This is a genomic window from Niveispirillum sp. FG156, assembly GCF_057809555.1.
The window spans coordinates 114,978-138,583 of the sequence record NZ_JBMDKE010000004.1; the positions used below are offsets into that span (position 1 = coordinate 114,978).

General features: G+C 59.8%; 20 protein-coding genes and 1 tRNA gene. 11 read left to right on the forward strand and 10 right to left on the reverse strand.

The features are described from left to right. Positions 1 to 7: 7 nt before the first annotated feature. Both ACODSP_RS03975 and ACODSP_RS03980 read right to left on the reverse strand, forming a co-directional pair. Complete coding sequence (locus tag ACODSP_RS03975; RefSeq protein ID WP_488964331.1) at positions 8 to 1,114, reverse strand: HD domain-containing phosphohydrolase; 1,107 nt, start codon at positions 1,112 to 1,114, stop codon at positions 8 to 10. Between the two features lie 159 nt (positions 1,115 to 1,273). Further along, positions 1,274 to 1,870 (reverse strand): NUDIX domain-containing protein, encoded by a 597-nt coding sequence (locus ACODSP_RS03980; protein ID WP_488964332.1) that lies wholly within the window; start codon positions 1,868 to 1,870, stop codon positions 1,274 to 1,276. Between the two features lie 65 nt (positions 1,871 to 1,935). Between ACODSP_RS03980 and ACODSP_RS03985 the strand changes: the two genes are divergently transcribed. Further along, positions 1,936 to 2,706 (forward strand): DeoR/GlpR family DNA-binding transcription regulator, encoded by a 771-nt coding sequence (locus ACODSP_RS03985; RefSeq protein WP_488964333.1) that lies wholly within the window; start codon positions 1,936 to 1,938, stop codon positions 2,704 to 2,706. A 3-nt stretch (positions 2,707 to 2,709) separates the two neighbouring features. On the opposite strand, the gene ACODSP_RS03990 is transcribed toward ACODSP_RS03985, so the two are convergent. Together ACODSP_RS03990 and ACODSP_RS03995 are read right to left on the reverse strand one after the other, a co-directional pair. After that, the gene (locus tag ACODSP_RS03990) at positions 2,710 to 3,432 is read right to left on the reverse strand and encodes an RlmE family RNA methyltransferase (RefSeq protein WP_488964334.1); all 723 of its coding nucleotides are present in this window, start codon (positions 3,430 to 3,432) and stop codon (positions 2,710 to 2,712) included. A 90-nt stretch (positions 3,433 to 3,522) separates the two neighbouring features. Then, positions 3,523 to 4,551 carry a Ppx/GppA phosphatase family protein gene (locus ACODSP_RS03995; RefSeq protein WP_488964335.1) on the reverse strand — a complete coding sequence of 343 codons (1,029 nt, stop codon included), beginning with the start codon at positions 4,549 to 4,551 and terminating at the stop codon, positions 3,523 to 3,525. Between the two features lie 306 nt (positions 4,552 to 4,857). Between ACODSP_RS03995 and ACODSP_RS04000 the strand changes: the two genes are divergently transcribed. After that, a tRNA-Gln gene (locus ACODSP_RS04000) sits at positions 4,858 to 4,931 on the forward strand. Positions 4,932 to 5,020: 89 nt separating this feature from the next. Next, entirely contained in the window at positions 5,021 to 6,415 is a 1,395-nt protein-coding gene (locus tag ACODSP_RS04005) for a tyrosine-type recombinase/integrase (RefSeq protein WP_488964336.1), read from the forward strand. 303 nt (positions 6,416 to 6,718) lie between these two features. On the opposite strand, the gene ACODSP_RS04010 is transcribed toward ACODSP_RS04005, so the two are convergent. Continuing rightward, positions 6,719 to 7,792, reverse strand: coding sequence for a P63C domain-containing protein (locus ACODSP_RS04010; protein ID WP_488964337.1), 1,074 nt, complete (start codon positions 7,790 to 7,792; stop codon positions 6,719 to 6,721). A 459-nt stretch (positions 7,793 to 8,251) separates the two neighbouring features. Here ACODSP_RS04010 and ACODSP_RS04015 point away from each other — a divergent pair, with 459 nt between their 5' ends. From ACODSP_RS04015 to ACODSP_RS04040, 6 genes are all read left to right on the forward strand, one after another. Next, the gene (locus tag ACODSP_RS04015) at positions 8,252 to 8,812 is read left to right on the forward strand and encodes a hypothetical protein (RefSeq protein WP_488964338.1); all 561 of its coding nucleotides are present in this window, start codon (positions 8,252 to 8,254) and stop codon (positions 8,810 to 8,812) included. A 59-nt stretch (positions 8,813 to 8,871) separates the two neighbouring features. Then, the gene (locus tag ACODSP_RS04020) at positions 8,872 to 9,414 is read left to right on the forward strand and encodes a Panacea domain-containing protein (protein ID WP_488964339.1); all 543 of its coding nucleotides are present in this window, start codon (positions 8,872 to 8,874) and stop codon (positions 9,412 to 9,414) included. Beyond that, complete coding sequence (locus ACODSP_RS04025) at positions 9,399 to 9,755, forward strand: hypothetical protein (protein ID WP_488964340.1); 357 nt, start codon at positions 9,399 to 9,401, stop codon at positions 9,753 to 9,755. The genes ACODSP_RS04020 and ACODSP_RS04025 overlap by 16 nt, the downstream gene beginning before the upstream one ends. Before the next feature lie 348 nt (positions 9,756 to 10,103). Beyond that, on the forward strand, positions 10,104 to 10,772 hold the full coding sequence (locus ACODSP_RS04030; protein WP_488964341.1) for a recombinase family protein: 669 nt from the start codon (positions 10,104 to 10,106) through the stop codon (positions 10,770 to 10,772). Positions 10,773 to 11,206: 434 nt separating this feature from the next. Continuing rightward, complete coding sequence (locus tag ACODSP_RS04035) at positions 11,207 to 12,682, forward strand: VapE domain-containing protein (RefSeq protein WP_488964342.1); 1,476 nt, start codon at positions 11,207 to 11,209, stop codon at positions 12,680 to 12,682. A 191-nt stretch (positions 12,683 to 12,873) separates the two neighbouring features. Continuing rightward, positions 12,874 to 13,425, forward strand: coding sequence for a hypothetical protein (locus ACODSP_RS04040; protein ID WP_488964343.1), 552 nt, complete (start codon positions 12,874 to 12,876; stop codon positions 13,423 to 13,425). 432 nt (positions 13,426 to 13,857) lie between these two features. On the opposite strand, the gene ACODSP_RS04045 is transcribed toward ACODSP_RS04040, so the two are convergent. From ACODSP_RS04045 to ACODSP_RS04060, 4 genes are all read right to left on the reverse strand, one after another. After that, positions 13,858 to 15,711, reverse strand: coding sequence for an ABC transporter ATP-binding protein (locus ACODSP_RS04045; RefSeq protein WP_488964344.1), 1,854 nt, complete (start codon positions 15,709 to 15,711; stop codon positions 13,858 to 13,860). Positions 15,712 to 16,149: 438 nt separating this feature from the next. Then, a complete protein-coding gene (locus ACODSP_RS04050) occupies positions 16,150 to 18,681 on the reverse strand; it encodes a DEAD/DEAH box helicase family protein (RefSeq protein WP_488964345.1) in 2,532 nt (843 codons plus the stop codon). After that, positions 18,678 to 20,498, reverse strand: a complete 1,821-nt coding sequence (locus tag ACODSP_RS04055) for a site-specific DNA-methyltransferase (RefSeq protein ID WP_488964346.1) — start codon at positions 20,496 to 20,498, stop codon at positions 18,678 to 18,680. Before ACODSP_RS04055 ends, ACODSP_RS04050 begins: the two co-directional genes overlap by 4 nt. Positions 20,499 to 20,648: 150 nt before the next feature. Continuing rightward, entirely contained in the window at positions 20,649 to 20,963 is a 315-nt protein-coding gene (locus ACODSP_RS04060; protein WP_488964347.1) for a winged helix-turn-helix transcriptional regulator, read from the reverse strand. 99 nt (positions 20,964 to 21,062) lie between these two features. On the opposite strand from ACODSP_RS04060, the gene ACODSP_RS04065 reads away from it, so the two are divergent. Continuing rightward, positions 21,063 to 21,614 (forward strand): carboxymuconolactone decarboxylase family protein, encoded by a 552-nt coding sequence (locus ACODSP_RS04065; RefSeq protein ID WP_488964348.1) that lies wholly within the window; start codon positions 21,063 to 21,065, stop codon positions 21,612 to 21,614. 3 nt (positions 21,615 to 21,617) lie between these two features. On the opposite strand, the gene ACODSP_RS04070 is transcribed toward ACODSP_RS04065, so the two are convergent. Then, entirely contained in the window at positions 21,618 to 21,845 is a 228-nt protein-coding gene (locus tag ACODSP_RS04070) for a hypothetical protein (protein ID WP_488964349.1), read from the reverse strand. A 155-nt stretch (positions 21,846 to 22,000) separates the two neighbouring features. Here ACODSP_RS04070 and ACODSP_RS04075 point away from each other — a divergent pair, with 155 nt between their 5' ends. Continuing rightward, positions 22,001 to 23,269: a glycosyltransferase gene (locus ACODSP_RS04075; protein WP_488964350.1), complete on the forward strand. Its 1,269-nt coding sequence runs from the start codon at positions 22,001 to 22,003 to the stop codon at positions 23,267 to 23,269. Positions 23,270 to 23,606: the final 337 nt, after the last annotated feature.

The following is a 23,606-nucleotide window of genomic DNA, read 5'->3' on the forward strand; positions in this document are numbered from 1 at the left end:
CTTTTGGTCAGTCCGCCATCTCCACCCTGATCGCCACCATTTCCGCCTTGTTATCCAGGAACAGGGCGGCAAGGGCCGGGTCAAGGTGGTTGCCCTTGATGTTGGCGATGTAGTCCAGCGCCCTGTCCATTGGCCATGGCTCCTTATAGGGTCGGTGCGACAGCAGGGCGTCGAACACGTCGCAAACGGCCACCAACCGCCCGGACAGGGGGATTTTTTCCCCCGCCAATCCGTTGGGATAGCCGCTACCATCCCATTTCTCATGATGGGATAGGGCGATCTCCGAAGCCAGGTTCAGCATGGGCAGACCGCTATCCGCCAGGATCTGTGCCCCGAGGGTGCAATGGGTCTTCATGACGGCCCATTCGTCGGCATCCAGCTTCCCAGGCTTCAACAGAACACGGTCGGGAATACCGATCTTGCCGATATCATGCAGGGCGGCGGCGGCGGCCAACTGACTGACAAAATCCCGGTCGGCACCTGCCAGTTCCGCCAGCCGTGACGACAGCCGACCGATGCGGGCGACGTGCCGGCCCGTATCCTCGTCCCTGAACTCCCCGGCATTGCACAGACGGTGAATAATCTCCGCCCGCGTCCGCTCCAGTTCCGCCGTCCGCTCACTGACCAGTTGTTCCAGGCGGCGTGCCAAGGCCCGTTGACTCTGGTGCATCATATGCAGGCGCAACAGGTTGCGGGCCCGGATCAGCAGTTCCCAGTCGGTGAACGGCTTCAGCACATAGTCGATGGCACCCAGTTCCAGTGCCCGCCGACGATTGGCGGCAATGTCATGGGCAGTAATGATCAGGATCGGCGGAACCTCATCCCCCAGCAGGGCAACAAGCTCTGCCATGAAGCCCGGCCCGTCCAGGCCGGGCATGCAATAATCCAGCAGGATCAGGTCGGGTGGTGCAACGCGGCAAAGTTCCAACCCCTCATGTGGGTTAGTAGTTGCTGATATATGGGCAAGGCCCGCGCGACGCAGGGTGCAAACAAGATAGTCAACGCTAACTTGCATGTCGTCGATCACAAGAATTCGTGCCGACTGTAGGACATTTTCTCCTGTTAAAACGCCATAATGCCCCATCCCATCGACTCCGCCTTCGAAGAAAGACATGGAGCGTCAATGTCCATACGCCCTATTGCTGGTATTCAATAATGCCAGTCAACTTAAGGAGACTCACCGTCGACCCGGGCGGGCATCGCGTCATTCATTAACGACTTTATCTTGCTTCTATTATCGGTTCAAACAGGTTGTCATGACCAAAAGTTCATATTACCCCTGGTCTGATTTTCTCAGAATATATAGAGCTGCATACAGCAGAAGGCAGATGGTCTTCCCATCCTGAATGCCGCCATCGCGAATCCGGGCCAGTGCATCGTCAATGCTGATCTCCAGAACGCTGATATCCTCGCCCTCCTCGACATTGCCGCCACCGGCCCCCACCCTGTCCGCCGGATGGTAGGGAGCAGCAAAAAAATGCAGCTTTTCCGTCACTGATCCGGGGCTCATGAAGGCTTCGAACAGTTTCTGTGGCTGACCGATGACATAACCCGTCTCCTCCATTAGTTCCTGGCGGATACGGTCGGCGGGATCGGCGCCGTCCAGCAGCCCGGCTGGTGCCTCCGTCAGCAGATCATTATGACCATTGACGAAGGCCGGAAACCGGAACTGCCGGGTTAGCACGACGGTGCGGCGGTCGGGATCGTACAGCAGGATGGTGGCCCCATTCCCCCGGTCATAGGTCTCCCGGCTCAAACTCTGCCAGGTGCCGTCGGCGCGGCGGTAATCAAAGCGGGTTTTCTTCAGCACGTACCAGTCGTCGGATAGCAGGGTCACTTCCTGGATGCGGATACGGTCGGCAATGGACATGGGGTAGGCTCCCTCAACTGATTTCGCGTATTATCGTGAAAATTCGTGTAGAGTCATGGAAAATCATGATGGGGCGTGAGATGCTGACGCAGCAGCGCAAGGCGATGATCCTGTCGGCCTTGAAGCGGGACGGGCAGGTGGTGGCCAAGGATTTCGCGGCCAGCCTCGGCCTGTCGGAGGATACGATCCGCCGTGACCTGCGGGAGATGGCGGCCGACGGTCTGTTGCAGCGGGTGCATGGCGGGGCATTGCCGGCCTCGCCCGCGGTCGCCGACCTGGCGGTCAAGGCGGCGCAGTCACCCGATGCCAAGCGGGCGCTGGGTCTGGCGGCGGCGCAGATGATCCGGCCCGGTCAACTGATCTTCGTTGATGGCGGCACCACCTGCCTTGCCATGGCGCAGGCTTTGCCGCGTGCCCTGCGGGCCATGGTGGTCACGCACAGCCCCGTGATCGCCGCCGCCCTGATCGACCATCCGGCGGTGGAGGTGGCGCTGATCGGCGGGCGGCTGTTCAAACATTCCGGTGTCTGCGTCGGCGCGCAGGTGCTGGACGGCATCCGCCGTTTTCAGGCCGATCTCTATGTCATGGGTGTTACCGGCGTACATGCCGGCATCGGCCTGACCACGGGCGATATGGAGGAGGCGGATGTGAAACGCGCCTTTGCCAATGCCGCTGCCGAAACGCTGGTCCTTGCCACACCCGAAAAGATCGGTGCCGCATCCCCGCACATTATCGGTCCTGCCAGCCTGATGCAGACGCTGCTGGTGGCAGGTGAGGTGGGGGAGGGGGTGTTGGCCCCCTTCCAGAATGCGGGCGTGTCGGTACTGCGCGCCTGAGCGTTATTCTTCGTCCGGCGAGGAAGGGGTTGCGACGTTGCGGAAGCCCATGGCCACCAGATAGGTCTCGCTGCTGTCCTGCCGGCTAGCGGCGGGCTTGGCGTGGCGGACGGTGGCGAAATCCTTCTTCATCTGGGCCAGAAGCTCCCGCTCCGCCCCGCCCTGGAACAGCTTGCAGATGAAGGTGCCGCCCGGGGCCAGCACCTCGACCGCGAACTGATAGGCCATCTCCGCAAGGCCGGCGATGCGCAGATGGTCGGTCTGGGTATGGCCCGTGGTGTTGGCCGCCATGTCCGACATCACGATATCGGCGGGGCCTTGCAGCAGTGCCTTCAGGCGGGCCGGCGCCTCCGGAATGGTGAAATCCATCTGGAAGGTGGTGGCGCCGGGCACAGGCTCCATCTCCAACAGATCGATGCCGATCACCTGACCGGTGCCGCCCTTGTCCGACTTCGACTTTTCAACCGCGATCTGGGTCCAGCCGCCGGGGGCCGCACCCAGATCGACGATGCGCTGCCCACGCTTCAGGAAGCTGAACTTCTCATCCAGCTGCAACAGCTTGAAGGCGGCCCGGCTGCGGAAGCCGCGCTTCTTGGCCTCGGCCACATAGGGGTCGTTCAGCTGCCGTTCCAGCCAGCGGGCCGACGACACCGACCGCCGCTTGGCGGTTTTCACGCGCACGGCCTGATTGCGACCGGTGGGGACGTTGCCGGAGGACTTGGTCATGGGGAAAGCGCCATCAAACGATAAGGAAGATCAAGCAGGCACCATTGCCGGAACCGTCCGCCCTGACAAGCGGCGGCTGGTCAACCCTGCCTAGCCGCGCCGGCGCCGGTGGCGGGCGGCGGCGGCCAGTTCGCACAGGATGCCCTCCCGCACGCCCCGGTCGGCGATGCGCAATTGCGGCACCGGCCATTGCCGCCAGATCGCGTCCAGGATGGCGCAGCCGGCCACCACCAGATCGGCGCGGTCACGGCCCACACAGGGCTGACCGGCCCGACCCATATAATCCAGGCCCAGCAGCGTCTCCGAAATCGACCGCGCCTTGTCCCGATCCAGGAAGGCGCCATCGACGCGGGAACGGTCGTACCGGGCCAGCCCCATCTGGATGCCGGCCAGCGTGGTGACGGTGCCCGATGCGCCCAGCATCTGTACCCGCCCCTCGGCCACGGCCTTGGAGATGCCATTGCGGGCGTCGAAATCGCCTAGCCCCTCGGCCACCCGGTCCATCATGCGGCGGTAATCATGCGGACAGACCCGGTCGCCGCCATAGGTTTCCGTCAGATTGACGACGCCCAGGGGCACGGAAATCTGGTCGATCACGCGCGGACGGCCCCGGACCAACTCCGTCCAGATCATTTCCGTCGATCCGCCGCCAATATCGAAGACCATGGCATATTGGATGTTGGGATCCAGCAGGGGGGCGACACCGGCCAGGGCCAGCCGCGCCTCCTCCTTGGGGCTGATGATCTCAATATCCAGCCCCGTCTCGTCCTGCACGCGGGTCAGGAACTCATCGCAATTGTCGGCGCGGCGGCAGGCCTCGGTCCCGACGGCGCGCAGATGGCTGACGCCCCGCCGCTCCATCTTCGACCGGCAGACCTTCAGCGCCTGCACCGTGCGGGACATGGCGTCATCGCACAGCCGGTCGCTGCGGGTCAGCCCCTCACCCAGGCGCACGATGCGGGAAAAGGCATCGATGACGCGGAACCCCTCGCGGCAGGGCCGGGCGATCAGCAGGCGGCAATTATTGGTGCCCAGGTCGAGCGCGGCCAGAACCGGCGCGCGGTTGGCGCAGGCAGTGTCGGCCGTGGGGATTTCCGCCCCACCTGGCACCGGGTCCATCCCGGTTCTGCCTGCCGCACCATTATCCACTTTGCCTGATCCCTTTGCTTGCCGCTTTCCGTCCTGCAACGGATATGGGTGATGTTCAAAACTCTGCCACCCTATCGTAACCGATGCCTGCCCGCCCGCAAGCGCCGTTCAAGCAGCCCTTCCTTGACCGGTGATGAACAGGCGGGTCGGCACCCAGCGTTTACCCCTTATGCATTTTTATGTGAAGAAAGGGGTTCACAACCCCAAAACCCGATGCTATAAGCCCGCCCACCCCGACGGCGAGACGCGCACAACATCGCGAAACGCCTAATCGGATGGGGGATCGTCTAACGGTAGGACAGCGGACTCTGACTCCGCCAGTCTAGGTTCGAATCCTAGTCCCCCAGCCAACCTCTCCAAGTCATTGATTTTGAAGGACTTTCAGCCCCGGTGACAATCTGGGGCGTGTGACACTGTGTACCACGCCATGAAACCAACGATGCTCGATATGGCGGGTAATCAGTACCTTCAGAGACGCCGACAGACTTGGTACGTCCGCGTCCCCATCCCCCCGACTCTGCGGCCCCTTTACGGTGGCAAGGAATGCCTTATCCGGTCGCTGAAGACGCGCGACCTGACCGAGGCGCGATACCTCCGTCACGAAGCCGTCGCTGAGATTCAACGGGAGTTCCGCGTCAAGCGCACCGGCAAGCCGCCTGAGGCAGTGCTGGAGGAGGCCCTGAAGCTGCGGGAAGCAATCCTGCGGGCCGACCATCGGGAACTGGATTCCACCCGCCATAGCGACCGGGACACCCTGGAGTTTGTCGCAGAGACCATGGCCGAAGAGGTCGAAGCGGTGCATGGGGAGGCGACTGCCCGCAAGGTCTACCAAATCGCCACCGGCAAAGGGCTGCCCACGTCGGTTGCCCTTGAGCGCTGGCTGAAGGACATCGCTGGCACCATCAAGAACGGAACCGTCGCGGATCACCGCCACGCCGTCAGCCTGTTTGTCGAGTTTTCGGGGGATATGTGCGTTGAGGATGTGGAGCGGATCGACGCGGGCCGCTTCACGACAGACGTGCTGAAGGCGGGCGGCCAAGCCAGCCCCAAAACCATCAACAAGAAGCTGAGTAGCCTGAGCGCACTGTGGAAGTGGCTCAGGAAGCGCGGCCTTGTCAACAAGGAGAACCCCTGGGAAGGGCAAGGCGACTACACCCGGCGGACGAAGGCACGGAAGGCAGAGAAACGAGCGTACACGGCAGACGAACTTGTCAAGTTGCTGAGTGCCGACCCTCGGGACGTCTATGCCTCAGACACCTACGCCCCCGCCCTGTGGGACCTCATGCGGCTTGGGCTTCTCACAGGCGCGCGCCTGGACGAACTGTGTTCGCGTCGAGTGGAGGACATTGACACGAAGGAACGCACGATCCGCATACGCGATGGGAAGACGGAGAACGCACAGCGGACGATACCCGTACTGGACCCAATCTGGCCGATTATCGAGCGGCGGGTAGGCGAAGCGAAGGACGGCTTCCTCTTCTGGCAGCTACCGCCCGGTGGGCCGGATAAGAAGCGGGGATGGACCACGACGAAGCGTTTCACCGCGTTCCGTCGTCGGGTCCTGGGTGACACCGGGACGGAACTGGACTTCCACAGCTTCAGACGTTGCTTTGCGACCTACCTGGAACGAGCGAGTACCGTCTCCCGCGCTGTGAACGCCAGTGTCATCGCTGAGTTGATGGGACATGCGAAAGGGACCTTGGCACTTGACGGGTATAGCAGTGGCCTTCGTCTGTCTGAGCACAGACAGGCGCTCAGTGCGATGACAAGTGTGATTGAGCCAGACGTATTACGCCTTGTGCAGCAGGAGTCCCCCGGCCCTGATGGTGTCTAAGTTTGAAATCTAATGCCCCTTGACGGGTTTCACGCCCACCGCCCGGTTCCTATATGCTTACCGAAATGTATGGAAGGGATTAACCATGCCTAATGGACCGCAGGGCCAGAAGAGCTCCGGTGATGTGATCGGAGCGGCTGTGATGGTCGCTCGGATCGCCACGGGGAAACTCCGAGTTGGCCGCATCCGAGGGTGACGACGGCAAGGACACCGCAGCCAAGGCTCTTCGCGCACGGGGCGGGAAAGCCCGCGCGGCTAAGCTGGACCCGGAAAGGCGGGCGGAGATTGCCCGCAAAGTAGCAGCTAAGCGGTGGGGTCGCTGAAAGTAAAAGGCAGTTCTAGGGTGTTGCCTTTCTTAGGAAGAACCTGATCAACCATAAGTAAGAAGCGCTTCCATCCGTAACCGTTGGCAATAGCTAGTCGCTGGAACATCATCACTGAATGAAGATGCTGCGCTAACATCGGATGGCCGACATCTTCGGTCAGCCATTGATGCAGACGGTTGGGACGGTATCCTTTATCATTCTTGGGCTCTTTGGTGCGAAGTTCGTCTAAAACACCGGGGCCCAACCTTTGATATACTAGATCATTTGTGTAGTGTGCGACCACACTGAATCTATTCTTTCCCATGCCGGGCCAGGGCCACCCTTTGAGTTTATAAATGTTTTCATAGAACTCGTCAGGAAAGCGCTTGGCCCATGCCGCCAGTTCACGGCGAACAACCATTTCCAGATATGCCTGTAGGGCATTCTGTGGCCGAACCTTCTGGTATCCAGTCGCTTCGTCAATCAGCGCAACGATACCTGTCTCGGCCAAGGCCAGCGTTAGGATTTCGGCTTTCTGCGCCTTTGGAAGCTGCTGCATCTGAAGGACACCCTTCTCACGCGCTTTGAGCCACACGTTGCAGACAGCAACTAGCACTGATGCATTATAACCTCGAACCACACGTTCACCATCTAAGTAGTCGATTGGCTTCAGGGGGCCATCCACTATCTCTCTGGTGATAAAGGGCTTTAGCTGGCTAGGGGCCACGAAAAGCGGCAGAAGGGCCCCATCCTCAGAGGCGGCCTTCTTCAAGCGTTTCGAGGCGCCGCTTCGGGTTCCAAGGATTGCTTGAGTGATCCCGTTCTCGCTTAACACCCGTTGCACACCATCAGGTCCCTGAATCACTGCGCAGGGCAATTTCGTTCCTGCGAGATCAAGGACGTTGGAGTATCCCTCGAGGACGCGGGGCATAGTTAGCTCAACAGGCCTCTGTACCGCCCACCGCTTTTCGGCCGCCTCCTTTGCGATGGTTGAACGCCGCTCAGGCGTAAGCTTCTCCGCCCTTGCGCGGCCGCCTTTCGCCCTTCCGATCAGATCGCTTTCATTTGTCATGCAAGCACCTCTTAGCTTATGCTTGCATGTTATCAGCCCCTGACGACTATGCAAGCATATTTTCCCAGGTGCTTGCTTTCCGCTTGAAGCTGGGCATGAAAGGTCGCTTTAGATGCGTATCGGATCGGCGCTCAAAACAGTGTGCCGTTGCCATGACAAGCTTCCCCTTACGAAGCGCGTCCAAATCCTCGGCATACTGCGTGAGGAAGCCCCATACGGCCCATTTCCCAAGTGGTGGACGTATCCATAAACACGGTGACGAAGCATCTTGGACGATGCTATTGAAGCCTGCTTGGTCCTGTATGACGAACATATGTGAAGCGCCCGTACCAGTCGCACCCAGTCCGGAGAGATTTGGTCGTTCTGCTGCGCAAAGGAAAAGAACGCGTCCAATGCCAAGGTTGGCGCGGACGGTGCCGGGGCGTGTGGACGAGGACGGCCCTGCATACGGACCCGAAGATGATCGTATTCTACCTCGTCGGGGACCGCTCCAGACAGCCTGCCATTGCCTTGATGGACGATTTCCGCTCCCATCTGGCGAACTGGGTGCAGTTCATCACGGACGGGCACAAGGCTTACCTTGAAGCCGTAGAAGTAGCGTTTACTATGCCCACGTATCACAAGCGGTATGGTAACGATACAGAAGCCCACAAGGACCGTTACAGCCCCGCCCAGTGCACTGGTAACAACAAGGTTAAGGTGGAAGGCAGCCCCGATCCGAAGGCAAATACCGCATTCGATATGGAGCGGCATAACCTAACAATGCGTATGAGCGTGCGGCGGTGCACTCGTCTTACGAAGGGCTTCTCCAAAAAGCTGGACAACCACATTGCCGCGGTGGTCCCAAACTACATGCACTACAACTTCTGCCGAGTTCGCAAGAGCCCGCGCATGTACCCTGCCATTGCTGCCGGTGTCGCCAATCGACTGTGGTCCATGGAGGACATCCTCGCTGCCATCGACGCGCGCCTCGAACCGCCAACGAACAGGAGGCTGCGCAAGAAGCGGACCTCTGTTTAAGGAATACCGCATACTCATTTTGGTTGCCACGGCGGAACAAAAATGGGATTCTTCTCCCCATGGCAAACACGGCACGCGAAGCAACCGATCGGCTAATCAGCTTGGGCGCCGAAGCGGGGCACCCCCTGACACCTCTTGAAATCCAGAAGATGCTGTATTTTCTGGAAGGGCTCCATCTTGCTTTGGTAGATACCCCCCTATTTGACGAGAATTTCCAAGCATGGACGTTTGGTCCAGCATTACCAAGCGTTTACCGCCGCCTTAAAAAGTTCGAAGGCAGCAAATTGAGCCCTGCCGTAATCGATACCAAGGCCGGCGGAAGCCTTTCCGAATCGGTGTTGGCGCTGATTGATCTTGTATTTGAGGTTTTCGCCAATTTTGATGGGCCGGGGCTTGTTCGGCTGACGCACCTTCCTGGGGCACCTTGGCAAGTGGTGCGGCAACGGATTGGCGCTGAAAAAGGCGACCCTTCAGAGGAGCCCATAGATATCGAACTTATTTCGAATTGGTTCAAGGCCAAATGGCTGGACTCGGTTCAGCCGAAGAATAAGAATATAACTTTTTACGATAAAGAAGAGTTCCCAGAATGGGCGACGGCTTAAAACGTAGATTTGCCGTTCGCGCCTCAGATTTACTTCACCAACAGATGGTGAAGGCTGAAGACGACTATCCGTATCTTAAAGAATTTTTAAAGGCAATTGTTGCATGTTACGATGGGGCTATTGAGGGCTATCAGAATACAAAATCTGTTGCAAAGTACGAGCCACGCCAACGTTCTGGCCCGAACGAACCTATGCACAACATCTCAGAGATTTCCGTGTTTGTACGTTTCGAAGAGGTGTTCGCCTATATAGACGGACTTTGGTTCCATGGCGTTGATGTTGCCGTTGGCGTTGCCCGCGAAGTAAAGCGTCGTCGCACCCGTGAACAAAATTCAAACTGAGACACTACCCGGCCCTGTCCGTTGCCGCGTGGCTTGAGTGCGCTGGGTTAACTGTCCGGCAAGGTGAAGCGCAGCCATTCCAGTCAGAACGGGAGGGGCCGGGAGACCGCTCAGTTCTCCTCAATCATCAGCAATAAACAACAACCCTGGAGCCTCTTTGCGAGGTGGGTGGGGTGGCACTCCCCCTGGGGTCGATTTGGGTCCCATCTCAGGGGGCCTTCGGACCAGGGAACCCCACCCATCCTCCCCAGCACGGTGCGACCGAATGACGTTGACAGCGACTCGCGACCATGCCATCTAAAACACCGTAACGTCCGTTTGGCTGTTTTAGATGGATGGGCTTAGGCAATGGCGCAGGGGAAGTTCGTCGCCTATTTCCGGGTGAGCACGGCGAAGCAGGGCCGCAGTGGTCTTGGGCTGGAGGCGCAGCGGGACGCCGTTCGCGCGTATCTGAACGGGGGCCAGTGGTCGCTCCTCGCGGAGTTCACCGAGGTTGAGACCGGTAAACGGAATGACCGGCCAGAACTCGACCGTGCGCTTGATATGTGCCGTCTGACAGGGGCAACCTTGGTCATCGCCAAGTTGGATCGGCTGTCGCGCAACGCGGCCTTCCTGCTGAAACTCCGGGATGAGGGTGTTGACTTCGTCGCTGTGGACATGCGGGACGCCAACCGCCTGACCGTTGGCATCATGGCGGTCATCGCTCAGGAAGAGCGGGAGATGATTAGCGCCCGCACCAAAGCGGCTCTACAGGTTGCCAAGGCACGGGGACAACGGCTGGGCAACCCGAATGCATTCAACGGACGCGTATACCGTGCGGGAGGACAAGCCGCCAAGGAGCGCGCTGACGACTTTGCCAAACGCCTTGGGGCGACCATCAAACGGCTCATGAATGAACATGGCTTGTCACTCGGGGGTGTTGCCAAGCGTCTGACCGAGATGAACGTCAGGACGGCGCGCGGTGGCGCTTGGACCGCACAGGCGGTGAAGAATGTGATGGTTCGCTTGGAGGGGTAGCAGGAACGATGCTGCCCCGTCACGCCCTGCCTTGTGCGGCTTTGAGCGGCCTGTAGATGACCCGGAGAATAAACAGGCAGCGACCAGGGGTTTCACATAGGGGACACCATTGCCCAAGATCATCCGACATGGTGGACGCTTGCGGCTCCGGTAATAGGCTGAGGTCGCGGGTTGCAAGCCCGTTCTTCAGCCTACACTTTCTGCAACCCCTTGGTGAGCTTCGGTAAAATCCGAAGTCGTATCAGAGGATACCCCCGACATGAATGTCTTGACGCGTGCCCGGACAACGGGTGCGAGCGATGGCGCACGCCTAGATCAAATCCAGGGTGCCTTTCGCGGGGTGGAGGAGGCTTACCGCTCCCTTTACCCACTGCTTCCCCGCAACAGCTTCCGGGGCAGCCTTAACCGAGCATTTCGACAGATGAAGTGGGCCGTTGGCAACGGTCGCATCCTCGAAGACGCCGACAGCAACCAGCACGAAGAGTTTGAAGATGGGCGCAACGCCAGTGTTGATCGGTCCCCTCGGACCCTCTGAAGAACCGGCCACCGTCTGTGACCTGACCCGCGAACCGGAGCGGTATTCACACATCACATACACGATGAGGCGTACCAAGCCGAGGGGGCTGAAGCCGGGAACGATCCGCACGGATATTGAGACCAATCACATTATCGCCCTTCGGACCATGCCCCGGTTCGGGTGTACGGAACTGTATTGGGACGAGATGCAGGATAACGCGCGGATCAAGACAGCCATCGACATCGACGGCGTTTACTTCCCCGCCGGGCATGTTGTTGACGAAGCGTTCATTCAAGCCGTCCTAATGGCCCTGCGTTGCTTTGGCTTCACCATGGTCAGCCTGTCGGTTGTCAAAGGGGCCATCGAAACCATCGCCCGCCGCGACAAGCAGAACCCCGTCAGGGATCATCTGCTGAGTCTGGAATGGGATGGGACGCCACGGCTGGATCGTTGGCTTGTGTCCTATTGCGCGGCGCAGGATGAACCCTTTGTTAGGGCGGCTGGGGCAAGGTTCCTTATCGCCGCTGTGGGGCGCGCCATTGAACCAGGCCTGAAGTTCGACAGCGTACTGATCCTGCACGGGCGGAAGGGTGGCGGTAAAAGCACCGCGCTGCGAATCCTTGGTGGCGAGTATTTCACCGAGGTCACGAACCTGCCACTCCAGGGGACACGCAACAACCACCCTATGCAGGGAAAATGGTTGGGCGAGTTTCCAGAGATGGACCGGCTGGTTCAGAGCGACAGGGACGCGGCGGCGTTCAAGGCGTGGATCGCCATGACCAGTGACCGCATTCTGCCCCCCTATGCCGCCACTTGGAGGGACGTTCCGAGGACCTGGGTACTCGCTGGGACAACCAACGAGAAGGCGTGGATCAAGGACGCAGACGGCGAACGCCGCTTCTGGGTGGTCACTGTCGGTGACGCGTTGGACCTTGAAGGCCTTCAGCGGGATCGAGCGCAACTACTGGCGGAAGCCGTCAACCGCTTTCGTCGGTCAAACCGGGAGCCCCTCTTCATGGATACCCCGGAGCTTCAGGCAGCTATGCGGGAAGCCTTGGGGGACTTCGCTGAGGAGAACCCCCTAGAGCGCGGGACGTGGGAATGGCTGTCAACCGAGACCCGCACAGCGATGCGACAGGGGCTTGATGTTCAATGCCGTCCTTTCTCACCCGATGACCTCTCTTGCGATGGTTACCGTCCCGACAGCCCCAAGCACCGCGCACAGGTCAAGAAGGCGTTGGAACGTGCCGGGTTGATCGCGCGGCGACCCACGGTGAATGGCGTCAAGGCTTCAGCGGCGTTGTTCTTCTGGCCGTCCCGAGAGGCTGCCCAAGCCTTTGTTACGCAATGGGAAAATGCAGATGTTCAGCCGGGAGGGGAGGACGACTTCTGACCGAGCTTAACGGGGTGATGGGGATTTGACCTTGTCCACCTTGTCCATCCCGCCCGAACTCCAGCAATTCAGCCGGTTTGACGCGGACAAGGCGCGGATGCGGGACCCTTGTCCAAGCATAGACCGGACACCATCACGGGCCGTCTAGGGATCGACCTTGGGCGGCCTTTCTCGTTTCTGAAAGAGGTACAATGAACGCAATGTCTCACCTGAAGAAGAACGGAGCGGTGCTGCCCAAGCCCACCTACTACAATGGGCGACAATACCGTTCGGAGTTTGAAGCCAGGGTTGCTCAGCGCATAACCGAAGCGAGCATCCCCTTCCTCTATGAGCACAGACGGCTCCGCTACACCGACCACAATCAGTGTGATGCAACTTATCTCCCTGACTTCGTCCTTGATGACAACCTGACCATCGTGGAGGCGAAGGGCTGGCTGAACGCTGAGGAGCGGTCAAAGCTGATCTTCGCCCGGATGGCTAATCCACAGCATCACATCGTTCTGTGCCTTCAAAGCCCGCACTCAAAGCTGTCCGGGTTCAAGGCAATGACCGCTGCCGACTGGTGCCGGAAGCACGACTTCGACTGGGCCTCACTCGACGGTCTGGTGCCCCACCTTATGGCAATCGGAGTAGCCGGGGACGATGGTTACATGCCTCGGGAGGTCACCTGGGAGAGCTTCCCGCTCGATCCCGAGGAACGGGCCGCGAAGATCATCGCAGGTGAAATCCGCCTGACCCACTGAGGCATCTCGGGAGAGCGCTCCCTGATCGGAACCGGAAGGTTCGGGTCGGGACTGTGCTCTCCCTTTTTTTCGCCGGAGGCCGTAAACCGGCTTGACAAAGGCGTGTGACATACTGTGCACTGTCACACGTTTATTGGGCTGATACCTTATATATCAGTGACTTAAGGGGTGGTGGCTTAGTCTCCTAGTCCCCCAGCCAACCTTTCGAGAGCGCCCGACTTGGTCGAGGCGCTTTTTTCTTGTCCGCGCGCACACGAAAAAAGGGGGGCGGACCCGGTCGATCCGCCCCCTCCGAGTGACCCCGCCTCAGCACGGGGTAAGCATTGCAGTTCCTCAATCGCCGGCGCCGCATTCGCGGCTTGGCTTACGCGGCACGTGCCGCGCGGCGGCGGTCGCCGCCGTAGCAGCTTTGCCTGACCGGTGCCGCTGCCCTTACTCCGCCGCGGCCAGGAAGCCGCCCGACTGCCGGTGCCAGAGCTGGGCATAGCGCCCGCCCAGGGCCAGCAGTTCGTGATGGCTGCCTTCCTCCACCACCTTGCCGCCCTCCAGATAGAGGATGCGGTCCATCCCGGTGATGGTGGACAGGCGGTGGGCGATGGCGATGACCGTACGGCCTTCCATCAGGGTCCAGAGCGCGCCCTGGATCAGATGCTCCGACTCGCTGTCCAGCGCACTCGTCGCTTCGTCCAGCACCAGGATGGGGCTGTCTTTCAGCAGGGCGCGGGCGATGGCCACCCGTTGACGCTCTCCACCTGACAGCTTCACCCCCTGTTCGCCGACAATCGTGTCGTACCCTGTCGGACGCTTCATGATGAACTCGTCGGCATGGGCCTTCATGGCGGCGGCGCGGATTTCCTCCAGGCTGGCGCCCGGCTTGCCATAGGCGATGTTCTCCCCCACCGTCCGGTGGAACACGCCTGGCTGCTGCGGCACCTCGGCCACCGCTTCATTCAGGCTTTGCAGCGTGACATGGGCGATGTCCTGACCATCGATCAGCACGCGGCCATATTGCGGGTCATATTGACGCCGGATCAGGCGGACCAGCGTGCTTTTCCCCGCCCCAGACCGTCCCACCAGCCCCACCTTCTCGCCGGGCTTGACGGTCAGGTTCAGGCCGTTGAAAACCTTGGTGCCGTCACCGAAGCTGAAATGCACCTCCCGCAGCTCAATCCCACCGGCCCGCACCCGCAGGGGCGGTGCGCCGACCGTATCGGTGATCTCATGCGGGGCCGACACCAGATCCAGCGCCTCTGACAGCGTGCCCAGTTCCTCAAAGAAGGTCAGCATGCGGTCGGACAGGTGCCAGACGGTATTGGAAATCTGGAAGGCCAACGTGAAGACCAGCGTGAACTCGCCAACCGTCATGCCACCCGACAGGGTGCGGTGGATGGCGACCCAGACCAGGGCCCCCAGCAGCGCCACGATGGACAGCATCTGAAACAGCCGCATGACCACCAGGAACCAGCGCAGCCGGCGCGAGCGGAACCGTTCCTCATTCACATAATGGCCCAGGAAGGACCGTTCGAACAGGGTGCGGGCAAAGCCGCGGATCAGGTCGGCATTGGTGATGGCGTCGATGATCCGCCCGGACGAGCTGGATATCGCCTCGCTCATCTTCTCCGACAGGGAGAAGCAATGGCGGGCCAGCCAGCCGGACACGGCCACATAGACCACCATCCAGACTGCCAGCACGGCGGAAAAGACCGGCGATGCCGTCCAGAGCAGGGCCAGCGCCACGGTCAGCAGCACCAGGACGCGGATCACATCCCACATCAGGATTTCGATCAGGCCCAGGACGGCATTGGCCCCCTGCTTGATCTTCTGCCCCAGCTTGCCGGCGAAATTATCCTGGAAATAGCGGGGGCTGTGCCCCAGCAACCAAGCGAACATCCGCTTCTGCGCCAGCGCCCGGATGGAGGGCGAGGTGTAGATATCGATAATCTGATAGACGCGGTACATGCCCATGCTGCCCAGCCAGATGGCCAGCAGCATGACGAACCAGCCCATCACGCCCAGGCCCAGCACGTCGTCGGCGGGCGCGCCGCCGGTGGCCCCCCCGGTCACCTGCGTCAGGGCATCGACCACGGCCTTCAGGGCATAGGGCTCAAACGCCTCAATCCCCTGACCGATGGAGACGGCCAGGATCATCAGGGTCAGCCGGCCCGCGAATTTCTCCCGGATCAGGCCCCACATGAAGGCGAACGGCTTCGGCGACAGGGGCTTTGGCTGCTCCTGATCCTCCCAGGCGAAATCCTGGTCCTGACGCTCCAGACTATCAATACGCACCGCGCGCATCCCGGCGCGCAACATGCCGGCAAACATCTTCCACCCCATCTCCGGTCCAGGGCCATCCCCGCACCGCACAATACATCCGATATCGGAAGTGATGCGGTATGGTTAGGATTCTGTCAACGGGGAAAAAACTTTCCCGACGCATCAAATGGGCTTGGGTGTGGGGCGGCTCCCGGCGATGTGAAACATTGTGAGACAGGGGGAGCGGTGATGTTTCGCTGGCCGTGGGGCGATGGGGGCGACGGTGCGGTGGGGGGCTGTGCAACCCTGTGAAACATGGAAAGGGTGCGTGTTTCATTCGGACGGCTCCAACAAAGGCGGTAGAAAGCGGGCGCTTCCGGCCCTTGGGGGGGGCGGATCGGGGTGGGCGCAGGGGTGGTGTTGATGGGGAGAGGATAGCAGGAATGGGGGTGGGAAGTCAGCAGTTGGTCCTTACTGGACAAACTCCAGCTCTTGAATTCCAAATATGTCACCGATCCGATGGGAGCGGATGTCTGGTCGATAGACGATTTTCAACCAATCCCCTTGGTCATTTCGGCAGACCATAAGCGCTGAACCATATCGGGTGTGCTGGGAGCGAACCTTATCGGTGTTTGAGGAGCTAAAAAGGCGTCCGGTGACCCCATCATCCTTCACTTCGGCCAATGCGATATGGTTCTCAGTCTTGCGGCGTTGATTAACCCCAATGACGAAGTCCGGGAAATGACGCCGACCGTTGGGCAGGACGATTGAAACGGCCCAACGGGCATTCTCCGTGTTGCGTAGCCACCAGAGCACAGTGCCGGTATCGTCTTTGTCTAACATTCGTGCAAATGCCTGTTCCTCCAAGTTGAGTTCAACAGGGAACACACCATAAAGCGATTTCTCGGCACGCTCCAAGCCGACAGGGCCATAATACTGACCAGGGATTTCTTCATCTTGCCGAATCTCTGCAACCGAAGATAGGCATTCGCGGCATGCGTCATGCAATATTTCGGGACGAACCATGGCCAGCAGGTTGACCGCCCGTCTCAATTCGGTGTCGTTGGGGATAGTCATGCCCCGATCAGTCAGTTTACGTCGTAACTGCTCAAGCAGCGCCGGTTTCAGGTCACGTTCATCGATACCTTCATTAAAGCGGAATGCAGTCTGCGCTTCCTGTGCGATTCGTGCGTTGGAAATAGGAACCGTCCGGGTCTCATGTGAAGGCCCTTGCTCGCCGAATATGTCCTGCTCAGTTACATAGACTTTACCAATTGTTCGGTGAACAAGGGTCAAGACGCTGTCATCAATGCGTATTCGTTTGGCAATACAATCTACCAACCCTTCCATGGTGCGCGGCATTACTTCTCTGGCGAGTATGCGCGGGAATTCGATGTCTTGACGCAATTTATATGCAGTGGCGCCCGGATTGGCTGCCGTGTTTCTCCCTTTTGTCATGGCCCCGGCTGGCTGCACATTCTGGGGAAGAGGCGTGGAGAGTACGAAGCCAAGGCTTTCCTGAACACGAAGGGCAGCAGCTCGAACAGGCGATATGCTCTGTGTGGCCGTTGTTGACGGCTCTGGCACAAGAAATTCTGCAAAGCCTGTATCTGGGTTCAGGAGTGCGGCGCTGCGGCCACCAAAGTTAACCAACCTCACATTATCAGTTACTGTCTTGATACTATCCTGTATGGCCTGCAGATCACAGGCTGCCCGTACCAATCCACTTGATGCATCCGGGTCTGCAAGAAACACGTAACCAAAGTCCAGAATATCGGGTTCAAGCCGCTCGGGGTGCGTGGCGTAAGGGTGGAGGTGCTGTGTCCGTGGGTGGACACGCATGATGCGGCCCAGCACCTGCATTCCAAAGTCGGCATCAATCGTGCGTCGCAAAGAAACAAGCGTCCAGGCGCGTGGGGCGTCGAAGCCCGTGGCGGCAGATACCTTGAACACCAGGACTTCCTTGCGCTCATCATACGCAAGAGTGTGAAAGTAGGGATCAGGGTCACCCGATGAATGCGTGGCGATCATGTCTTCCGGGACCCCCTGACTTTTCAAGAAGTCCACGGCGCGTGCGATGGGGTCCGGGCCGCCTTTTCCTTCATTCTCCACCTGCACCATGAGCAGGGGCTTAAGGTCGATTGCTCGGGCCGCCAGTGCCTCACGCACCATAATGTGGCGTTGCCAACCGGCAACCAGCGCCACCTCAGACATGTCCAGAAGCTTTGCATCCTTATCATCGGGCCGGAAGTGGACAGCCTTGATCCCGGATTTGTTCAGGCATGCCGTAACGACGTCGCGTCGACTAATTTCAATGCGGTTCACCCTTCCTATTCCAGCCGCCCGCTCAAAATACGCCAGGTCACCATCTCTTGGGGTCGCGGTCACGAGAATGGTGAAGTCAGGTTGAAGGGCCTGCAAATAGAATTCCGCGGCCCGTTGTGCCGCGCTGCCGAAATTCAGATGTGCCTCATCGATGACCGTTCCGATATGCCAACCGTCAGCCCGCAAGGCTGCGATGAAGAGGTCAAGCCCAGGAAGCATCTCCTGATTTCGTCTGGCAATTTTTGCTTCCTTCTTGGCTGATGCCACACTGGCCCAGGTGGAGATGAAGACATCGCCGTCCCGGGCCAAGCCAACATGGCGATCCGAGCGCAGGTCCCGCAGGCGCAGACCTGGGCATTGAACCGTCAAAGCATCTTGCGTCTGCGATACCAAGCCGGAGTAGGGCGTAAACCAGAACCAGCATGTTCTGCGGGTAAGTGAGCCTGTAGCCCTCTCCAGGGCGCGCCCAACGGTCAATGTCTTTCCGCTGCCGGTCGGCGAACGAAAGAGCGTAACGCCCTGGGCAAGTGCGATGGCGGATCGCCGATCTGGGTCGGCTGCAATTTTGACCGACGTATCACGGAGAACATTAACGATCGTATCGCATGCCCGTTCCTGGAAACGGCGCAGCGGCAGAAGCGGGCGCGCTGTAACGATATCGGTCGCGGGAGCGTTCATAAGCGAAACCCCTTCAAGAATACGTCCGGAACCGCCCTTACCTCGATACCGTCCCGATCCCGGAAAGCCTCGCGGATCGTTCCGGGAGTCCATGTGTAAATGAAGGCCGGGCGTCCGCTGGTCAGTTGTCCGAGAATGTCCTCCGCTTCCAAAGTAAAGCGGTCACAATAAGCGACGACTACCCCCTCATCCGTAATGGACGCCTGGACGAGGCGTTCGGGTTCATAGCGGGTAATTGGGATGTCGTGCAGCGCCTGCACTCCCACCCACACACGGTTGCGGCTCAACTCATAGCTGATCGCGTCGTACTCCAACTTACGCGCCCTCAGGTAGGCAAAATCACCCCCCAAGCCTTCGACAGTTCCGTAGCCCTGGATGGCTTTACGTAGTCTTTGTGCGCAGACATCACGACAAACATTGCGGTCAGGGGCATCCACCGTGTTTTCCCTGGACGAGACCAGGATGAAACGCCGGTTGCCATCATCTTCGTTGTTCAAGGTCAAAACGGCGTGGCCCGTGGTGCCGGACCCAGCGAAGAAATCCAAGACTATGTCGTCGTCAGAACTGACCTGTCGCAGTAGGTCTGTCATTAGTGACATTGGCTTTGGATAATCAAATACTTTTTCGCCAAACATTTTGTTCAGTAATGTGGTGCCTTCCTCGCCCATTAGGGAAGATAGTTCGACAAGATTTTGCTCTAGGTCGTGCGCATCTTTGCTGGATTTTATCCAACTTGATACGGGGCTGAATTCAGATTTTAATTCGCTCTTATGGCGCCGATATTTGGGGCTTCCCCAGCCAACGGGTTTACCCACCCAGAATTCCAAATCTGGTAAACCCCGCCGTAAGATTGGAACGCCGCCTCTGAAAGGGACATCGAGCTGGTCGATGGCGTCCAGCAACTCATCAAGTGTTTTCCAGGTATGAACGCGTTCGTCTTGCGGGAATATTATCTTGTTATTTGCGACAAGGTCCTCCATGCAAGCCTTTTTCAGCCTTTGGCCAGGCTTTAAATATTGGCGACTTGCGAACCGCCAAACCCCATTGGGGTTGCATGGATACCAGATGCGCGCCAGTGGATCATAGATCGGGTAATAGGCATTGCCCGCCCGCTTATCCGTGTATTTCACGGAGACTGTCAGGTTGTCGGCGAACCAGTCGCCCCGCAGATCATTGTCGGGATTGATGTAGTGGTCGGTTACCTTTCGATTTCCGCCAAAGCGGAAAGAGTGATTGGCATAGACCAGAATATGTTCGTGATTCACGGAAAGGAAACAATCACCGTCATCATTACCGCCAATTCGGGATCGCCAGACAAAGCTACCCTTTCGTTTGCCGGGAAAAACATCCTCCATCAGGAGGTCAAGTTTTGATCGATTCTCATCGCTTATTGCAACCAGTATCACACCATCGTCCGATAGCAAATCACGGGCCAACAGGAGGCGCTGATAAATCCATTCCAGCCATGTGGATTGTGGGTACCGGTCATCGGGGCATCCAAAATGATCATTGTATACCCAGTCCTTTTTTCCAGTATTATAGGGCGGGTCGATAAATATTGCTTTTATTTTTCCTGACTGAGACATGCGTAGCCAACGCAGTGCGTCATAATTATCCCCCTCAATGATGAGATTCCGGTACGGGCCAGCACCCGCACAAACATCCTCATGTTGAAGGTCCATGACGACGAAGTCGTCGTTAAGCGCATTGTCCTGTAAATGCTCCTTCCTTTCCCAAACCAACCCGACCTTGCGCTCTGCGTCGCGCTTAATGAGCAGATTAAGCAACTGCTCCCGTGTTAAATCATCATACTGCACCTTGGGCTCCCGAGAATACTCTATTAAAGCAAATATTATGCTTCTAACGTACGTCCATCATTATATGTCTGCAAATGCCAAATTGTTAAAAATGAATTTTTACTTAAATATTAACAAGTGTATGCGTCGTTGGTTGACTGAACTGCTCTGTTAATCCGGCTTAGTCTCCCCTGCGAAATGCTCTTCCGCCCAATGGTAGAGCGGCATCATCAGGCAGCCCAGTTCGCGGCCTTCGGGTGTCAGGGTGTAGCCGTCTTCCGCTGCGATCAGGCGGGCTTCGCGCAGTTCGGTGAGGCGGGTGTTGAGGACAGACGGGGAGATGTCGGCGCAGCGTTCGCGCAAGCTGCGGAAGGTCTGGCCCGGCTGCTGATGCAGCTCCCAGAGGATGCGCAAGGTCCAGCGGCGGCCCATCAGGTCCAGCAGGCGCATGATGGGGCGGGTGGAGCGGGGGGCCTTGAGGGACATGGTGGGCTGGGTCCTTGGTGTGCTACGATTTTCGTAGCGAACGGCATGCGATTGCGCTACGAATTCTGTAGCACGAACGATGGCCGTGGAGGAATGATCATGCCGGCGCGTCTTTCACCTGTTGCCGCCCCCTATGATCCGCTGGTCGCCGCGCAGATTGAGCGGCTGCGGCCGCCGGGCGCCCCGCCGCTGAGCCTGTTTAGGACCTTGGCGCATAATCCGCGCGTGCTGTCGCGGCTGTTTGCGGGCGGGCTTCTGGATGCGGGGTCGATGACGGTGCGGCAGCGGGAGCTGATGATCCTGCGCACCTGTGGGCAGGCGGGGGCCGATTATGAATGGGGGGTGCATGCGGCGCTGTTTGCGGGCGTGGCAGGGCTGAGTGCCGATCAGGTGGCGGCGACGCGGCGGGATAATCCGCTGGGGCCGGACTGGTCAGATGAGGATCTGCTGATCATGGATACGGCGGACGCGCTTTATGCCCAGGGCGATCTGACGGATGGGCAATGGGCGGCCCTGTCGGCGGGGTTTTCGGCGGCGCAGATATTGGAACTGATCGCGCTGGCCGGATATTACCGGACCATCGCCCTGTTCTGCCGCACCCTGCGGCTGCCGCCCGAAGGGTTTGCGGGCGGGGTCGAAGCAGCGGCGTAGCGCTTACTGTTCTGCATCGACGCTGGCATAGGCCTCGGCGGGGCGTTGGGGTGTGTAGTAATAGCCGGATTGCATCTTCTCCCGCTCGGCCTGGGCGGCGATGCGGTCGATGACGGGCAGGGACCAGGCGGCGGCCAGAAGGCCCGTCCATAGGGCCACGACCATGACTCGATCCGCCATTTTCTTGCCATTGGCGCCAGTTTTTGGGCTGCTGGCTGTGACGCTGGACATTTTTGCCTCCGTGACCTCCTGGTACTCCCAGGCTTTGCATCAACTATGCCAGTCAATCTTTGCCGGCTTCTTAACGGGCCGGTGCCCGACCGGCGGCGAGGCTGTGACATTGTTAGGGCAGGGGTTGGGGCAGGGGGAACATCGGGGGTTTTGACGTGCGGATCGTGATGATGGCGTTGGGCTCGCGCGGCGATGTGCAGCCGTTCGCGGCCCTGGGCGTGGCGCTGGCGGCGCAGGGGCACGCGGTGCGGCTGCTGACCTATGGCAGCTTTGCCGATCTGGTGGCGGGCAGGGGTGTGACGCTGGTGCCGCTGGAGGGCGATATCCATGCCGACCTGAAGGGGCCGGAAGCCACGGCCATGTTCGCAGAAGGGGCCAAGCCGCGCCTCGTGATGGCGGCAATGCGCGCCGCTGCGCAGCGACATGGGGAAAGCTGGACACGGACCTTACTGGCCGAGGCGCGGACGGCGGACCTGCTGATCCCCACGGGGGTCACCTTGTTTGTCGGCGCGTCGGTGGCAGAGGCGCTGGGCATTCCCTATGTCCATGCCTATCCGCAACCGACATTGCCGACCCGCGCCTTTCCCAGCGCCATGGTGCCGCCACAGGGTAAGCGTCCGGGGCTTGGCAACTGGCTGCAAGGTTGGGCCCTTGCCATCGTCTTCTGGCAGGTTTTCCGCACAATGGTGAACAGGGCCCGGTCCGAACTGCTGGGTCTGAAGCCCTACCCGTTCTACGGCCCCTATTGGCGGTGGCAGCGGGAAGGCTTTCCGATGTTGATGGGATACAGCCCGGCGCTGGTGCCCCGGCCTGACGATTGGCCGCCAGCCGTTCACATTACCGGCTCCTGGTTCCTGGACCACCCGGAATGGGTGATGCCGGATGATCTGTCGGCCTTTCTGGCCGCCGGTCCCGCGCCTGTCTATATCGGATTCGGCAGCATGATGCCGGGCGACCCGGTGCGGACCACGCGCATCATTGTGGAGGCGGTGCGCAAGGTTGGGTGCCGCGCGGTCCTGGCCGGTGGCTGGGGCGGGTTGAAGCCGGAGGGGCCGACGCCCGACATTTTCCCGTTGGAGGCCGCACCGCATGACCGGCTGCTGCCGCATATGGCCGCCGTGGTTCATCATGGCGGAGCAGGCACGAGTGCGGCAGGGGTGCGCGCCGGTGTGCCGGCGGTGATCGTGCCGTTCCTGGGGGATCAGTTCTTCTGGGCCTGGCGGTTGGAGGAACTGGGTGTGGGGGGTGGCATGCTGCGCCATCGTGACCTGGATGCCGATCAACTGGCCAATGCCATCCGCCGGTGCCTGGAGGATCAGGGCATGCGGGCGCGGGCGGCGGCGCTTGGCGTGGAGGTCCGGACCGAGGATGGGCTGGGTGCTGCGGTGCGGGTGATTGAGGCGGTTGGCAAACGGTTGACGTAGGTCAGATCGCGGCGGAGCCTCGCCCTGACAGCAAAGGCTTTCAATCCATCTCTGTCAGGGCTCGCGTTCCGCTCGACCTGACCTACGTCGATGCGGTTGCGGAGGCATCTGACAGAAAAATGGGCCGCCCGGTTGAGGGGCGGCCCGAAGTGGGGTGACAAGAAGAGAGAGAACCGTCGCCGTCCCCACCCGTGCCGGCGGGGACGAAACGGGTCCGCCGGCTGTTACACCAGCGGCCTGAAATACCGACAGGTCGGCATTTCAGGCTTCGGCGGCATGGGCCGCCGCCGCGCCAGTCGGCGCGGATATCACCGGCCATACAGAATGGCCGGTGATA

What these genes read in the sequence shown, in the direction of transcription:
- ACODSP_RS03975 (WP_488964331.1), bottom strand. Translation starts at nt 1,114, where the DNA reads ATGTCTTTCTTCGAAGGCGGAGTCGATGGGATGGGGCATTATGGCGTT.
- ACODSP_RS03980 (WP_488964332.1), bottom strand. Translation starts at nt 1,870, where the DNA reads ATGTCCATTGCCGACCGTATCCGCATCCAGGAAGTGACCCTGCTATCC.
- ACODSP_RS03985 (WP_488964333.1), top strand. Translation starts at nt 1,936, where the DNA reads ATGATGGGGCGTGAGATGCTGACGCAGCAGCGCAAGGCGATGATCCTG.
- ACODSP_RS03990 (WP_488964334.1), bottom strand. Translation starts at nt 3,432, where the DNA reads ATGACCAAGTCCTCCGGCAACGTCCCCACCGGTCGCAATCAGGCCGTG.
- ACODSP_RS03995 (WP_488964335.1), bottom strand. Translation starts at nt 4,551, where the DNA reads ATGGACCCGGTGCCAGGTGGGGCGGAAATCCCCACGGCCGACACTGCC.
- ACODSP_RS04005 (WP_488964336.1), top strand. Translation starts at nt 5,021, where the DNA reads ATGCTCGATATGGCGGGTAATCAGTACCTTCAGAGACGCCGACAGACT.
- ACODSP_RS04010 (WP_488964337.1), bottom strand. Translation starts at nt 7,792, where the DNA reads ATGACAAATGAAAGCGATCTGATCGGAAGGGCGAAAGGCGGCCGCGCA.
- ACODSP_RS04015 (WP_488964338.1), top strand. Translation starts at nt 8,252, where the DNA reads ATGATCGTATTCTACCTCGTCGGGGACCGCTCCAGACAGCCTGCCATT.
- ACODSP_RS04020 (WP_488964339.1), top strand. Translation starts at nt 8,872, where the DNA reads ATGGCAAACACGGCACGCGAAGCAACCGATCGGCTAATCAGCTTGGGC.
- ACODSP_RS04025 (WP_488964340.1), top strand. Translation starts at nt 9,399, where the DNA reads ATGGGCGACGGCTTAAAACGTAGATTTGCCGTTCGCGCCTCAGATTTA.
- ACODSP_RS04030 (WP_488964341.1), top strand. Translation starts at nt 10,104, where the DNA reads ATGGCGCAGGGGAAGTTCGTCGCCTATTTCCGGGTGAGCACGGCGAAG.
- ACODSP_RS04040 (WP_488964343.1), top strand. Translation starts at nt 12,874, where the DNA reads ATGAACGCAATGTCTCACCTGAAGAAGAACGGAGCGGTGCTGCCCAAG.
- ACODSP_RS04050 (WP_488964345.1), bottom strand. Translation starts at nt 18,681, where the DNA reads ATGAACGCTCCCGCGACCGATATCGTTACAGCGCGCCCGCTTCTGCCG.
- ACODSP_RS04060 (WP_488964347.1), bottom strand. Translation starts at nt 20,963, where the DNA reads ATGTCCCTCAAGGCCCCCCGCTCCACCCGCCCCATCATGCGCCTGCTG.
- ACODSP_RS04065 (WP_488964348.1), top strand. Translation starts at nt 21,063, where the DNA reads ATGCCGGCGCGTCTTTCACCTGTTGCCGCCCCCTATGATCCGCTGGTC.
- ACODSP_RS04070 (WP_488964349.1), bottom strand. Translation starts at nt 21,845, where the DNA reads ATGTCCAGCGTCACAGCCAGCAGCCCAAAAACTGGCGCCAATGGCAAG.